This is a genomic window from Aurantimonas sp. A3-2-R12, from assembly GCF_036016755.1.
Classification (GTDB): domain Bacteria; phylum Pseudomonadota; class Alphaproteobacteria; order Rhizobiales; family Rhizobiaceae; genus Aurantimonas; species Aurantimonas coralicida_A.
Genome location: NZ_JAYXIH010000001.1, coordinates 144,790 through 158,322 on the forward strand (window position 1 = coordinate 144,790; position 13,533 = coordinate 158,322).

The window sequence follows — 13,533 nt, forward strand, 5'->3', positions numbered from 1 at the left end:
CTCGACGATTTGAACGATGAACGGCAGTGGGTTTCGTGGAAAACGGAGCTTCGCGAAGGAAAGCCGACCAAGGTTCCCTACAGCCCCGCGACCGGTCGCCGGGCGAAGAGCGACGACCCGTCGACATGGGCGACGCGCGCGGCCGCCATACGCTACGCGTCCAAGATCAAGGGCAGCATCGGCGTCATGCTGGGCGATCTTGGCAACGGCTTCCACCTTTGCGGCGTGGACCTCGACTCCTGTCTTGACGGCGACGCGCTGGCAGGCTGGGCCGAAGAGGTCGTCTATCTTTTCAGCACATATGCCGAGATCAGCCCCAGCGGCAAAGGCGTCAAGCTCTTCTTCCTCGTGCGCGACGCGGACCGGGAGTCGATGGGGCCGAAACATCGCATTGCCTTCAACAAGGGCGAGCATTGCGAGATGGCGCTCGATCTTGGCGGCCGCTACTACGCCGTCACGGCCGAGGCGTTGGGCGATCTTGTCGGCGTGCGGCATCTCCGCGTTGTCGGGCTCAACGACCTTCGCTGGCTGGTTCATGTCGCCGGTCCGGCCTTCGCCGGACGGAAGCAGGACGAGTCGGGCAGCGGCGTCCTTTACCGCCTCGCCCGGAAGATCAAGTTGAGCGGCGGCACGAAGGAAGACTTCATCGCCGCTATCGAGGAAGAGCCGGACGCGGCCGCCCATGTGGCGAAGGAAGGCGAGCGGGCGATTGATCGCGCATGGGCGCGCGCGCCGTCTCCCCGTTTCGACGACCCGGACATTGACGATCTGGTCGGCACGCCTCCGGCCGATGCGATCACGACGCGCGTCAATGAGCGGTTCGCGCTCGCCCGCCATGCCGGGCGCACGCTGGTCGTCGAGTTCCATCGTGACGGCTTCCACCTTGGGGGAGTCGATGACCTGCACACTCTGTTCGCCAACGACCTTGTGCCGACGCTCGACGGCAAGCGGATGGAACCGGCGTCGCGCCATTGGCTTCGCGACCCGCGCCGTCGCCAGTTCTCCGAAATCGTTTTCGATCCGACTGGCAGCGCATCGCGCACGGCGCTCAATCTGTGGACGGGCTGGGCCGTCGAGCCGGACCCGGACGCCTCTTGCGCCCTGATCCTTGACCATATCCGCGACGTGCTCGCTAACGGCGATCGTGCCCATGCCCGCTACATCATCGGATGGCTGGCGGACATGGTGCAAAATGCCGGCCGAAAGCCCGGCGTGGCGCTGGTCTTCAAGGGCGGCAAGGGCGCTGGCAAAGACACCCTGGCGGTCGCGCTCCGGCGGATCGTCGGCAAGCGGCACGTCGCGCACGTCAACCGCGCGGACGCGCTCACCCAACGTTTCAACGCGCCGTTCGCCACGGCGATCCTGGGCCATGTGGAAGAGGCGTTCTGGTCCGGTGCGCACGACAAAAAAGGGACGCTGCAATCGCTGATCACGTCGGAAACGCTTCCAATTGAGCGGAAGGGTATCGACACGGTGACGGTCGACTCCTTCCTTCGTCTGATCATGACCACGAACGAAGCATGGGCCGTCCCGGCGTCGAATGATGAGCGGCGCTATGCCGTGTTCGACGTGAGCGATTCCCGCATCCGCGACGACGACTATTTCACGGCGCTCTATGCCGAGATCGAAGGTGACGGCCCGGCCGGATTCCTGGCCCATTTGCTCGACGTGGACCTGTCCGATTTCAACGTTCGCGACGTGCCGCAGACCGAAGCCCTTCGCGACCAGAAGCTGAACACGCTTCGCGGCGTCGAGCGCTGGTGGTTCGAGTTCCTGCACAAGGGCGACATCGGCGACTTCGATGATTGGGAAGAGACCGTCACGGCGAACCGCGACGGCATTCGGGGCCGATACGAATCCTTCATCCGGGAAAACCGCCACCAGGGCGACGCGGTGAACTCTCGGCAGTTCGGTATCGAGTTGCGGAAGATGCTTCCCAGCTTGAGCGAAACTCGCCCCCGCGTGGATGGCGGACAGCGCCCGCGCTTCTACGTCTTCCCGCCGTTGCGTGAGTGCCGCGCCGAGTTCGTCGAGTGGCTGGGCGCACCCGTCGATTGGGGGGATGACGAATGACGGTCCAAACGGTCCAGATGACCGGGAAGACGGGCGGCTTCGATTGGACCGGAATTCGTCAGCGAAATCCGTTGGTTAATCCTTCTGGTCCAGACGGTCCAAACGGTCCAATGGGTTTTACAGTTCTATGGCAATCGACGACTGATCGTGAGGGCATGACTCGTGCAATCCCTAGGGGAATTGACCGGATTCTATCGGACCAATTGGACCGTTTGGACCAGCCAATGAAATCAATGACTTGCGAGGCTGGGCTATTGGACCGCCGTGTGGACCGTCTGGACCACCCCCATGCTGGGAGGGAACGGGTCCTTGGAGGGTGGTGGCCGTCGGGGGGAGCGCGGATCGCCGGTCTATCCCCGTGTGAGAGAATTTAGGAATCGAGATTTTAAAATGACCGTGGAAGCTGACATCGAAGCCCTGGTAGGCACTGTGGGTAAGCAACCAATCACCACGGACGAATTGGCGGACCTTCTCGACCTGTCCGTCAACCGGGTGCTCATGCTTGCCCGTAGCGGTCACATCCCCCGTGTGTCGAAGGGCCGCTTCGAACGCCGCGCTGCCGTGCGAGGGTATATCGCCTATCTCCGGGAAAATCCCGTGGGCAGGAAGTCGGCCGACCCGGCGCTCGCCGACGAACGACGCCGCCTTGTGCGAGAACAAGCCGACCGAGAAGCGCACCGCAACGCCGTCGCGCGCGGCGAACTCGTTGCGGCCGCCGACGTGAAGGCCGAATGGGAGTCGATCCTGACCGACGTGCGCGCGGCCGTGCTCGCAATTCCGTCGCGGCTGCCAGACCTAGACCGCGAACGGCTCGACCACGAAATCCGGTCCGCATTGGAGGCGCTGGCAGATGCTTGATCATATCCGCCGTGCCGCCATGCAGGCGCTCCGGCCGCCCCAGCGCCTCGACCTCGCCGATTGGGTGGAGGCGAACGTCGTGTTGCCGGCGAGCCTGGCCGCGCATCCGGGGCGAATGCGCCTATGGCCGCATCAGGTGGACATTGCCAGGAGCATGGGTGACCCGGCCGTCGAGCGCATCACGATGCTGAAGTCCGCCCGCGTCGGTTATACTCAGCTCCTCGTCGCGACGCTGGGCCATTTCACCGCGAACGATCCCGGCCCCGTCTTAGTTGTCCTGCCCGCCGAACAAGATTGCCGCGATTTGATGGTCGGAAACATCGAGCCGGTGTTCGCCGAGTCCCCGGCGCTTCGGTCCGCGCTCACGTCGAACATGAACGACCGCGACACGCTCTACAGCCGTCGCTTTCCCGGTGGGTCGCTGAAGCTGGTTTCGGCCCGCGCGCCTCGCAACCTTCGCGGCCATACCGCCCGCGTGTTGCTCCTAGACGAAGTGGACGCCTTCGAAGTCGACGTGCGCGGCGAGGGCGATCCCGTGGCGCTCACCGAACGCCGGACGGCGACCTTCAGCAATAGAAAAATCGTTATGGGCTCGACGCCCGTTCACGAGTCTACGTCGCGCATCTTGCGAGCCTATGAAAAGTCGGATCAGCGCGTCTATGAGTGCGCCTGTCCGGCGTGCGGCGAGCGGGCCGAACTTCGGTGGAAGGACATTCACTGGCTCCCAGACCGGCCCGAGACGGCTCATTGGGCGTGCCCCGCGTGCGGCGGCATCGTCGAGGAAGACGACAAGGCGGCTTTCGTCTCTGGCGGCCGGTGGCGGGCGACGCGGCCGGCGATCGTCGGCCATCACGGCTACCGCGTGTCGGCGCTGATCTCGATGTTGCCGAACGCCGCATGGCCGAAGCTGGCAGCGGAGTTCCTGGAGGCGAAGAAAAGCCCGCAGACGCTGCAAACCTTCGTCAACACCGTTCTGGGCGAGGCATGGCGCGACGCTGGCGAGGAACTGGACGGCGACTCCCTCCTCGACCGCGTGGAGCCGTTCGGTCTTGACCGTCTGCCAGCCGAAGTCCTGGTCGTGACGGCGGGCCTCGACGTCCAGGACGATCGAATCGAGATCACGACGGCCGGATGGACGAAGGACGGCGACGCGCTCGTGCTGGGTCACGAAATCGTGTGGGGCTCGCCGCTCGCGTCCGATACATGGGTGGAAGTTGACGACCTCCTCAAACGGTCATGGCGGCATCCGAACGGTGGCCTTCTGAAGATCGACGCGGCCGTGGTCGACTCCGGCTCCGGCGGCCACACCGACGCCGTCTATGCGTTCTGCCGACCGCGCACCGTGCGCCGCGTGTTCGCTGGCAAGGGCGTCGCCGGCTTCCAGCGGCCGCTTGTGCAACTGTCAAAGGTGCGGGAAATCCGTTTGATTTTGGTTGGCGTCGACGCGGCGAAAAGTCAAATCATGAACCGTCTTCAGGCGGGCCGCACGATCCGATTCAGCGATAGCCTCGACGCGACCTGGTTTGAACAGCTTGCCAGTGAAAAGCGCGTCGTGCGCTATCATCGTGGTCAGCCGGTCCGCGCATTCGAGCGCATCCCCGGCCGCCGTGGCGAAGCGTTGGATTGCTTGACCTACTCGCTCGCCGCCCGGCAACTGGTGAATCTCGACCTCGACCGGCGCGAAGAGGAACTGGCGTCGCCGCGAATGCCGAAGAAACCGCCCAGCGTGGTCCGCAGCGCATGGTTGGATCGCTAATCACCATAGCGCTCACGCATTTCTTCCAGCATGCGCTTCAGTTCACCTGTTCGGCTCACGGTCGCAGACTCCAATTCGCTGGCAAAAATAAGAGGAGCCATAGAACCGCCCTCAAATTCGGCTGCGGCAAACTCCGCTTGGGCTTGAGCGTATTTCCCCCAACGTTCCTGTGTTTCTGTCAGGGCGGAAGTCTGGGCTTCGCTCATCCAGCCCGAACGCTCCAAAGCGATAATAGCGCGCTCCATTTGCTTTTTCGCTACGTCCGCGCGGCGGCCTGCCTCCATATTCATTTCGGCCTGCGTCATGAAGGTGCTGTCGATAATTTCTATCGCGGTCTCGACGAACGCTTCTTGTTGGCTGGACAAGACGCTCATGAATTGAGTGGCATCATCGCGAGCGTGCTTTACTAGATCGGGGTCTTTTCCTAGCGATTTCAGTTTTTCCATTATGTCGAGCGTCAGAATATTTTCTTCGACATTCGCTTTTTGACGAGAAGAAGGAATGAAACGATTAAACCACTCGGTGCTGGCGGGAATGAAGGCGGATCGAACAAGGTCCGCAATAAATCCTAATACGAAGCCAGCCAACCATTCCATTTTTCTACCCCCGCCAATGCCGTCGGGAAAAGCTACATGGCCTTCCTCTGCCAGACAATGCGGGTCAGGAAGCTCGACCGTTCTGACGTGCTGAAAACTCCTATTCGAATCAGCAGCCCCATGGTGATTGCCAGTCGTCCACCATGGTCATGTTGACCTTACCGCCGGACGCGAAGGCGAGCACGTCGTCGGGCGAAGGAACGCCCTCCTTGCGGAACATCAGGCGCACTGCCAGCACCGACAGCAAGAGCGGATAGCGCTTCGTCGCCCCCTCCGCGAGAATCTGGTTCGCTTCGTAGCGAATGGCTTCCATCCGTTTCAATTCGCTCTGCATTGGCTCGTCCTTTTACCGGGGGGGCCGGGCAGTTCCCCGCCCGGCCCGTTGGCTATCGGTCGACCCTCTCGGATCGCAAATAGAACTAGCCGATACCTGGCATCCGGTCAAGAATATATCGCATTGTGACCCTTTGGTTGCTTATAGCTACCTTTAGTTGCTCATTTACATTGCTTCGAATCCGAGTAAACGTGGCATCCAAGATTTACCCTTGGGAGTCCTGACAATGCTCGAAAACAACCATCTCTTAATTTCGAAGCCGATCTCGCGAAATCCGGGCCACTTCCTCACTATCGCTGACGTTGCGGAAGCGGTCGCGGAACCGGGAGAAGACAAGGCGAAGATGATCGCCGCACTCCGGCAATTCGCTGTGCAGGGCTACCTTTTCGCGCCGTATCGCGAGACCGAAGCGCGCCAGGCGTATCTCTATGCTCCCGCAACGTGCCTCGTGGCCGCGACCCTTCTCCGCATGACCGAGATGGGCCTTCGCGATGCGCGGGCCTGCCACATGGCCGCGAAGGCGCTCTACCAGTGGAACGCGAAGGACGGCGAAGCGCCCGGCTATTCGCCCGGCGCGCTGGTCATCAAGAATTATGTCGAGGGGGCCGCGAACTGGACTTTGGAACTTTGGTCTTTGCGCAGCGACAGCGGCACGGTTGTCCATGACGCTCGCATCTACAATCCGGCCGCCGGTAGCGGGCCTTCGCTGACCTACGACCTGTCAAAATTCGCGCAGCGTGCCGTGCTCGCCATCGACCTTGGCGACGTACTGGACCGGATGCACTCGCGGGGCGCGGTGAACTGACCATGCGCTTGCTCGACCGCCTTTTCCGCCGCACGACGCGGCCGCAGCACGTCCGCCGGTTCGATGGCGCGGCGGGCGGCCGGCGCGGTTGGGGCATGGGCAATTTTGGCGCGATCAATCCCGAGGTCGCCGCCGCTGGGGCGAGCCTTCGCGGTCGCGCCCGCTACCTCGCCGCGAACAATCCACTGCTTTCCAACGCTGTCGCCAACTGGACCGGCGCGCTGGTCGGCCCCGGCATCGTGCCGACCAGTCAGCATCCCGACGCCAGCGCTCGCCGGGTGTTGGCGAAACTTTTCAACACCTGGGCCGAAGTGGCGGACGCGGACGCACGCACGACCTTTTGGGGCCTCCAGGCGGATGTCGCGCGCGGCCTTGTCGTGGACGGCGAAGCCTTCGTCCAGTTTCTCGATTCAGACGGCGTTCGACTCCGGCTAATCCCGCCGGAGCTGGTCGACGAGTCGATGACGCGTGAACTCGGCAACGGCGGCGTGATCGTGCAGGGCGTCGAGTTCGACACCGACGGGCGGCGGGTCGCGTACCACGTCCTACCATCGCGCCCCCACGATCAGTTCGCCACTTACGCGCCACCGGTGCGGATCGACGCTTCGGAAATCCTTCACATCATGCGTCCGCTGGCGGCCGGACAGGTTAGGGGCGTCTCCTGGCTCACGCCCGTCATCTTACCCGCCAGCGAATTGGACCAGCTTACCGACGCGCTGCTCATGGGCGTCAAGATCGCCGCCATGCACGCGGGGTTTCTGGTCGATCAGAACGGCACCGGGGAGGCGTATGACGGCACCGGCGAGGGCGGAATCCTCGAAACCGGACTTGAGCCGGGTACGTTGAAACGGTTGCCGACGGGCGTTGACGTGAAGTTTTCGACGCCGCAGCAGGCCCAGCAAACGACCGAATTTGTGAAGGCGCAGCTGCGGCAGCTCGCCGCCGGTCTCGGCCTGCCGACGCACTTTGTCGACGGCGACTTGACCGGCGCGAACTACAGTTCCTTGCGCGCCGGGCTTCTGCCATTCCGCCAGCGCGTCGAGCAAATCCAATACGGCACTTTCGTTCCGCAGTTCCTCGCGCCCGTGTGGCGGCGCGTCGTCACCTATGCGGGCCTTTCCGGCGAACTCGACGACTTCGGCCCGGAATGGCTGGCGGTCGAATGGTTGCCGCCCAAGCCCATGCAGGTCGACCCGCTGAAGGACACGCAAGCGACCGTCGCCGAAATCGAGGCCGGGCTTACCAGCCGCCGCAAGGCCGTCGCCGAACGCGGCTGGTCCATCGAACAACTGGACGAAGAGATCGCCGCCGAAAAGGAGCCCTCAAATGCCGGGAGTTAGGAAAGCCGCGCCCGCGCGCCGCCGCAAGTATGACGACGTTTATTGCGAGCCGGTCATTCTTCGCCACGGAAACCTGCCGTTGGAATCGCAGGACGTCATGACGCGCCGCGCGGTCATCTCGCCCGACTCGTTCGACGAAGCGGCGTTGACCGTCGAAGCGACCATCTCGACGTTTTCAGATGTGAACCGTCGCGACCATCGCGGCGGGTACGTCGAGCGGCTGGACCCGGCCGGGCTCGACGCGACGCGGCTTGTCGGCGCGCCCGTCCTGGACGGCCATCGGCAGGCGAGCGCCCGCGACACCATTGGTGTCGTGACCGCCTATCGCATGGCCGGCAACGCGCTCATTGCCACGATCCGCCTGCTTCAGTCCGACGATGTGAAGCCCATCATCGAGCGCATTCGGCAGGGCATCATTCGCGGCGTCTCTGTCGGCTACCGCGTCCAACGCTGGGCCGACTCCATCGAAAACAAGGTCCGCGTCCGCACGGCGGCGGCGTGGTCGATCTTTGAAGTTTCCGCCGTGCCGGTCCCGGCCGATCCCGGAGCAACCTTTCGGAGTGAGAACATGGAAGACGAAGACATCATCGAGACCGTCGAAGACACCCCGGCCGAAAACCGCGCCGCCATCCGCCAGATTGCCCGCTCCGCCGGCATGACGACCGACCAGGCGGACGATATGATCGACCGCGATTTGTCGATCACCGAAGCGCGTGCGGAAGCTTTTCAGGCGATGCAGACCCGCACGCGCAACACGCCGCGCATCCGCGTCGTGAGCCCATCCAGCGAAGACCCGGCCGTCATGCGCACCCGGCGCGCCGATGCGCTCTACGCCCGCGTTTCCGGCACCGCGCCGACCGACGAAGCCCGGCCGTTCATGGCCGAAACCCTTCGCGACATGGCGCGGGCGTGTGTCGAAACCGCTGGCATCTCTACGCGCGGCATGGACGCCGACTCGCTCTTTCGCGCAGCGATGCACACGACCAGCGACTTCCCCCAGCTTTTGACCGGCACGGGCAACCGCACGCTGATGGCGAGCTATCAGGCGGCCGCCTCGCCGATCAAGACGACGCTCGCCCGCCAGACGACGCTTTCGGATTTCCGGCCTGGCACGAAACTCAAGCTGTCCGACATCGGCCTGCTTGAGCGCGTGAGCGAATCGGGCGAAATCACCCACACGTCTCGCGGCGAGGCGGCTGAGTCGTATGCGCTCGAAACGCACGCGACGCAGTTCGCGATTTCCCGGAAAGCGCTGATCAACAACGACCTTGGCGCGTTCCGGGACTGGGGAGCCACGGCCGGCCGCATGGCGGCGGAGACCGAAGCGAACCTTCTGGTCACTAAGCTGCTCGCGAATCCCGCCATGGGCGAGGACGGCGCAAACCTCTTCAGCGCTGCCCATGGCAACCTTGCCGCGCCCGGCGGCGCGGTGGACGTGGCGGCCCTGTCCGACGCTCGCCTCGCCATGCGCGGAATGAAGGCGCTGGATGGCAACACGCCGATCAACGCGACGCCGAAGTTCCTGCTTGTCGGGCCGGCGCTTGAGACGGCGGCCGAACAGGTCTTGGCAACGATCTACGCCACGACCTTCGGCGACGCGAACCCGTTCGCTGGCCGGTTGTCGCTTTTGGTCGAACCCCGGATCGTCGATTCGTCCTGGTACGTCTTCGCAGACCCGGCGGTCCTTCCGACCCTCGAATACGCGTATCTGTCGTCGGCGCAGGGGCCCCAGATGGCGTCGCGTGAGGGCTGGAATACGCTGGGAGTGGAATTCCGCGTGGTGCTCGATTTCGGGGCCGGCGCGGTTGATTGGCGCGGTGCCTATCTCAATCCGGGCGCGTAAGCATGGCCGTCTCCCTCGCCGATCTGGTCGCATGGCGCGACGCTCTTTTCGAAGCTCGACTTCAAGGTGTGCGGCGTGTCCGCGATCAGAACGGCGAAGAGGTGGAATACCGCTCCGATCGGGAAATGGCCGCCGCGCTCGCGGCCGCCGACGCGGCGATTGCAGGCAAGCGGCCTTCCACCATCCTCTTCAAAACTTCGAAAGGACTTTGATCATGAAGAACTATGTGCAGAAGGGCGAGAATTTGACCCTTCCCGCGCCCTACGCCCTGTCGAGCGGCGACGGGGCTTTGGTTGGCTCTATCTTCGGCGTGGCCGCTGGCGACGCCGCGATCGGCGCTGAAGTCGATCTTGTGACCGAGGGCGTGTTCGTCCTGCCCAAAGTCGCGCTCGACGCCATGGCGGTCGGCACGCCCGTCTACTGGGATGACGCCGCGAAGCTCGTCACTATCACGGCGACCGGCAACACGAAGATCGGCGTGAGCGTCGCAACGGCGGTCAACCCGTCCGGCACGACCAGCGTGCGTCTCAACGGCGCGTTCTGATCCAACCGGGCAAGTGGATTCCTGACCTCTCCGCTCGCCCATAACTCAGCGCATGGGACCGTAACCAAAGGTTCGGTCATGGATATGTTGGCGAGGGTGCGCAAAGCCCATGCCGCAGCGGCAAAACTCGTGCGCGAAAACCCGGTCTATCTTCCGATCTTCCGAGCGTTCGAACGCGATTTGGAAGAACTGGAAGCGCTGGAACGCGCGCATAAGGCGACGCTCGAAACGACCTCGTGAAGATGCTTGAGATCAGCCCCCTTGCCGTAGCGCTCGCGATTGTAGGCATGACCGAACAGGTCGCGCCGCACGCGCTCGTCAACGCGGGCGGCGATCATCCGGTCTTCGAACGCGTGCCGGAGCCCATAGAGGCTATGGGCAGGCGTTTCGAGCAACCCGTTCTCGCGCAGGAACTTGTTCACGGTGTCGCTGATCTTGTCCTTGCCCCGATAGGCGGGGAACCCATCGGGGCATTGCCGGAAGGCGTCGAGCGACACGCCCGCCAGCGGGATAAGCCGCTTGCTCGTGGCGTTCTTCAGCTGCCGTCCGACCGGTTCGATAGAGACATAGGGCACGGTGCCGTCGAGCCGGATATGCTCCGGCAACAGGCCGGCCGCCTCGCTGGGGCGATAACCGGTGTTGACCATGCCGAGGACGATGCAGCGCGCTTCCGTGTTGAGTCCGTCGAGCACGCCGGGCGCAAGCAATTTGGTCTCGATCCATTCCGTCGAGAAGGGCGGCCGTACCCGCTTCTCGCCTTCCTTCAGGGCGACGTCGGTGAAGGGCAGGACCAGCCCCAGCCGCTTCATTCGGTTGACCGTCCGCAACGTGTCGGCGAGATGCGTGAAGTCCTTGTTGGCGCTGTTGGGTGTCTTGCCTTCGGTCTCGACCCGTTCGACCCACCACTGGCGAAATTCGAGCACGTCGTCGGGCGTGATCTGGTCTATGGCCTTGTCGCCGACGACCTCCACGAAATTGCGCACGGCCTTGATGCGCGGATTCTTCCATCGCCGAAGCTGGTCTTCGCTTTTGCCGAGGGTGCGGTCCCTGGCGAGCGTCCAGAACATTTCCAGCGCCCGGTTGACGGTGATCGGCGGCGGGGTGACCCCGCCGAGGATGGCGGCCGCTTCGATCCGGTCCGGCTCGCCGTTGCGCATGACCGCTTCCAAGCGTTCAAGCCGTTCCTGCCGTGGCAGGGCGGCGACCTTCTCGACGGGCAGGTAGCGGAAGCCGCGCATGGCGGCGAGATTGCGCGCGGCCTCATAGCGCCGTTCGGCGTCGTCTACCTCGCCGGCAAGACGGGCCTCCCACGCGGCTTCCATGAGGCTCCACGCGACCGGGGCCTTGCGTTTGGCCTCGTTCTCGGAATCGGTGTGCAGGCTTATCCAGATGGTCCCGCGCGGCTCGACGCTGCCGTAACGCTTGGGCACGCGCCGGACGAGATGATAGGTGCTGCCGCGTTTGGTGATGTTCATGATCTTGCCCGCAAAATGCACAGCAAAATGTATAGCATAGGTTGCCAATGCGAGGCCAGACGAAAATCGGAAATCGCGATTTCTTCAGTAATATCAATGGATTATGAGTATCGCGTGGGGCATGATAATGGCGGATGGGGTGGGATTCGAACCCACGAGACGGTCTCCCGCCTGCCGGTTTTCAAGACCGGTGCCTTCAACCGCTCGGCCACCCATCCCGCTCCGCCCGCTTAATGGCGATGGCGACGGGAGGCAAGGCGAGTCGGCGCAGGAATGCATATCGGTCCGCACGGGACGGCCTGCGCCAGCCGGATGGACGTTCGTCGCCGGGGCGATTCACGGATTTGTGCGGTGATTGAAACAAATCGTGACAAAATTGACGAAGAGGCGAAAGCGTGGCGGAATTTTGGCGGATGTAAGGCGAAGGCTGAGGCGAGTTGCCGATTTCCTACGTCCCCGCTCGAGAAAGGCGTGGCCATCGCACAGAATTTCCGGCTTTCCCGACAGTGCCTTACCTCCTTCATGACCGGGGCCGCGGACGCCGACACAGGGCCATTCGCCTCCAACTTGCTGTCGTCGTAACCGTTGCGCGACTCCCTGACCCCGGCAGGTCAGGTTCGCGGCATGGCGGCGATGCCAGGATCGTTCGGCCGGAATGCGTTGATTCGCGTGTTCGGCGGTTGTTAAGTCTTTGTCTGCATGGGTGCGCCGCGCTGGGGAGCGTCTGTTCGCACCCGCGTTGACAGATGCATGGAAGAGGGGGTGCCGCATGGGCTATGCCATTGCGGATATGAAACGGAGCGCGATCCTGACGGGTATGCTCGTCTCGGTTGGACTTCTGGTATCGGGTTGCCAGGGCGCGCGATCGCCGGTCCAAGAGATGGCCGACATCAGTACGACCGTGAAGTTCGATTCCAAGACCTTTGGTGTTCCAGCCAGTCCGCGGGTGACGACCTCGAAAAACATCCGCAAGGGCGGCGGCCGCTCCCAGGTCGGCAAGCCCTACAAGGTGCGCGGCCAATGGTATTATCCCAAGGATGAGCCGGGTTATGTGAACACCGGCATCTCCTCCTGGTATGGACCGAACTTCCACGGCCGCCTGACCGCCAATGGCGAAATCTACGACATGTACGGGTTGTCGGCCGCCCATAAGACCTTTCCGCTGCCGTCCTATGCGATGGTCACCAATCTGACGAACGGAAACCGGGTGATGGTGCGGGTCAACGACCGAGGGCCTTATGCCCACGGCCGCGAGATTGATGTGTCCTCGCAGGCCGCCGACCTCCTCGACTTCAAGACCGCCGGCACGGCCAATGTGAAGGTGGAATATATCGGCCGGGCGCCGCTCGAAGGCGATGACACCCAAATGCTGATGGCCAGCTTCGAGCGCGGTGGGGAATGGAATTCCTCCGGCGCCGAGGCCGTCATGGTGGCGGCGGCAGACCAGCCAATCTCGGGCAGGAACGGCCTCGCGCATGTCGCATACGACGCGGCGAAACCAGAGTTGCCTGGGGTTCGACCGCTCGACCATCTGGCGCGGGATCTCTGGACACCAGTCCCGTCTGTCGGACAGTCAGTGCCGGTCCCGACATCGCCGGCCTTCAGCTCGTCCTATGCATCTGAGTCACGAGCGTCGGGAGCACCCCGTGCTCTCAGGGCGTTTGGCGCCCGCGGCGCTTCAGCTGAGCGGATCGCAATTGGCCTGATCGACGAAGCGGTGGCCGAACGTGTTCGTTTCCTCGTCAATGGGAAGGGCGATCTGATTGAAGAAGCCGGACCGGAGGCCGGTCTGATCTCGGCGAGCCTCGCCGTCGCTCGGGGCGAGGATGTCGACGCGGTGCTTCTCGCGCTGTGGCAGGCTGGCGCCGACGAAGCCTTCGTCGTTCGGAACTGATTTCGACCGGCTTCC

General features: G+C 63.5%; 12 protein-coding genes and 1 tRNA gene. 9 read left to right on the forward strand and 4 right to left on the reverse strand.

The window, feature by feature from the left end; translation table 11 throughout:
• The first annotated feature begins 9 nt into the window (after window positions 1–9).
• From VSX60_RS00675 to VSX60_RS00685, 3 genes are all read left to right on the forward strand, one after another.
• On the forward strand, window positions 10–2,073 hold the full coding sequence (locus VSX60_RS00675; protein ID WP_327622183.1) for a DUF5906 domain-containing protein: 2,064 nt from the start codon (window positions 10–12) through the stop codon (window positions 2,071–2,073).
• A gap of 396 nt (window positions 2,074–2,469) precedes the next feature.
• Window positions 2,470–2,931, forward strand: coding sequence for a hypothetical protein (locus VSX60_RS00680; protein ID WP_327622184.1), 462 nt, complete (start codon window positions 2,470–2,472; stop codon window positions 2,929–2,931).
• A complete protein-coding gene (locus tag VSX60_RS00685; RefSeq protein WP_327622185.1) occupies window positions 2,924–4,687 on the forward strand; it encodes a phage terminase large subunit family protein in 1,764 nt (587 codons plus the stop codon). The genes VSX60_RS00680 and VSX60_RS00685 overlap by 8 nt, the downstream gene beginning before the upstream one ends.
• Here the strand turns inward: VSX60_RS00685 and VSX60_RS00690 are convergent.
• Window positions 4,684–5,274 (reverse strand): lysozyme inhibitor LprI family protein, encoded by a 591-nt coding sequence (locus VSX60_RS00690; RefSeq protein WP_327622186.1) that lies wholly within the window; start codon window positions 5,272–5,274, stop codon window positions 4,684–4,686. The genes VSX60_RS00685 and VSX60_RS00690 overlap by 4 nt on opposite strands.
• 118 nt (window positions 5,275–5,392) lie before the next feature.
• The gene (locus VSX60_RS00695; protein ID WP_327622187.1) at window positions 5,393–5,617 is read right to left on the reverse strand and encodes a hypothetical protein; all 225 of its coding nucleotides are present in this window, start codon (window positions 5,615–5,617) and stop codon (window positions 5,393–5,395) included.
• A gap of 226 nt (window positions 5,618–5,843) precedes the next feature.
• On the opposite strand from VSX60_RS00695, the gene VSX60_RS00700 reads away from it, so the two are divergent.
• The 5 genes from VSX60_RS00700 to VSX60_RS00720 are packed head-to-tail and all read left to right on the forward strand — an operon-like array spanning window position 5,844 to window position 10,149.
• Window positions 5,844–6,422 carry a hypothetical protein gene (locus VSX60_RS00700; RefSeq protein ID WP_327622188.1) on the forward strand — a complete coding sequence of 193 codons (579 nt, stop codon included), beginning with the start codon at window positions 5,844–5,846 and terminating at the stop codon, window positions 6,420–6,422.
• An 8-nt stretch (window positions 6,423–6,430) separates the two neighbouring features.
• On the forward strand, window positions 6,431–7,762 hold the full coding sequence (locus tag VSX60_RS00705; protein ID WP_327622189.1) for a phage portal protein: 1,332 nt from the start codon (window positions 6,431–6,433) through the stop codon (window positions 7,760–7,762).
• Window positions 7,749–9,605 (forward strand): prohead protease/major capsid protein fusion protein, encoded by a 1,857-nt coding sequence (locus tag VSX60_RS00710; RefSeq protein WP_327622190.1) that lies wholly within the window; start codon window positions 7,749–7,751, stop codon window positions 9,603–9,605. The genes VSX60_RS00705 and VSX60_RS00710 overlap by 14 nt, the downstream gene beginning before the upstream one ends.
• Window positions 9,606–9,607: 2 nt before the next feature.
• The gene (locus VSX60_RS00715; RefSeq protein WP_327622191.1) at window positions 9,608–9,817 is read left to right on the forward strand and encodes a phage head-tail joining protein; all 210 of its coding nucleotides are present in this window, start codon (window positions 9,608–9,610) and stop codon (window positions 9,815–9,817) included.
• 2 nt (window positions 9,818–9,819) lie between these two features.
• Window positions 9,820–10,149: a DUF2190 family protein gene (locus VSX60_RS00720; protein WP_327622192.1), complete on the forward strand. Its 330-nt coding sequence runs from the start codon at window positions 9,820–9,822 to the stop codon at window positions 10,147–10,149.
• Window positions 10,150–10,295: 146 nt separating this feature from the next.
• On the opposite strand, the gene VSX60_RS00725 is transcribed toward VSX60_RS00720, so the two are convergent.
• Both VSX60_RS00725 and VSX60_RS00730 read right to left on the reverse strand, forming a co-directional pair.
• A complete protein-coding gene (locus tag VSX60_RS00725) occupies window positions 10,296–11,624 on the reverse strand; it encodes a DUF6538 domain-containing protein (protein WP_327622193.1) in 1,329 nt (442 codons plus the stop codon).
• A gap of 128 nt (window positions 11,625–11,752) precedes the next feature.
• A tRNA-Ser gene (locus VSX60_RS00730) sits at window positions 11,753–11,842 on the reverse strand.
• Between the two features lie 551 nt (window positions 11,843–12,393).
• Here VSX60_RS00730 and VSX60_RS00735 point away from each other — a divergent pair.
• On the forward strand, window positions 12,394–13,518 hold the full coding sequence (locus VSX60_RS00735) for a septal ring lytic transglycosylase RlpA family protein (RefSeq protein WP_327622194.1): 1,125 nt from the start codon (window positions 12,394–12,396) through the stop codon (window positions 13,516–13,518).
• The last annotated feature ends 15 nt before the right edge of the window (window positions 13,519–13,533 follow it).

Coding starts and splice junctions, on each gene's coding strand:
- VSX60_RS00685 (WP_327622185.1), top strand. CDS start 2,924: ATGCTTGATCATATCCGCCGTGCCGCCATGCAGGCGCTCCGGCCGCCC.
- VSX60_RS00695 (WP_327622187.1), bottom strand. CDS start 5,617: ATGCAGAGCGAATTGAAACGGATGGAAGCCATTCGCTACGAAGCGAAC.
- VSX60_RS00700 (WP_327622188.1), top strand. CDS start 5,844: ATGCTCGAAAACAACCATCTCTTAATTTCGAAGCCGATCTCGCGAAAT.
- VSX60_RS00710 (WP_327622190.1), top strand. CDS start 7,749: ATGCCGGGAGTTAGGAAAGCCGCGCCCGCGCGCCGCCGCAAGTATGAC.
- VSX60_RS00715 (WP_327622191.1), top strand. CDS start 9,608: ATGGCCGTCTCCCTCGCCGATCTGGTCGCATGGCGCGACGCTCTTTTC.
- VSX60_RS00720 (WP_327622192.1), top strand. CDS start 9,820: ATGAAGAACTATGTGCAGAAGGGCGAGAATTTGACCCTTCCCGCGCCC.
- VSX60_RS00725 (WP_327622193.1), bottom strand. CDS start 11,624: ATGAACATCACCAAACGCGGCAGCACCTATCATCTCGTCCGGCGCGTG.
- VSX60_RS00735 (WP_327622194.1), top strand. CDS start 12,394: ATGGGCTATGCCATTGCGGATATGAAACGGAGCGCGATCCTGACGGGT.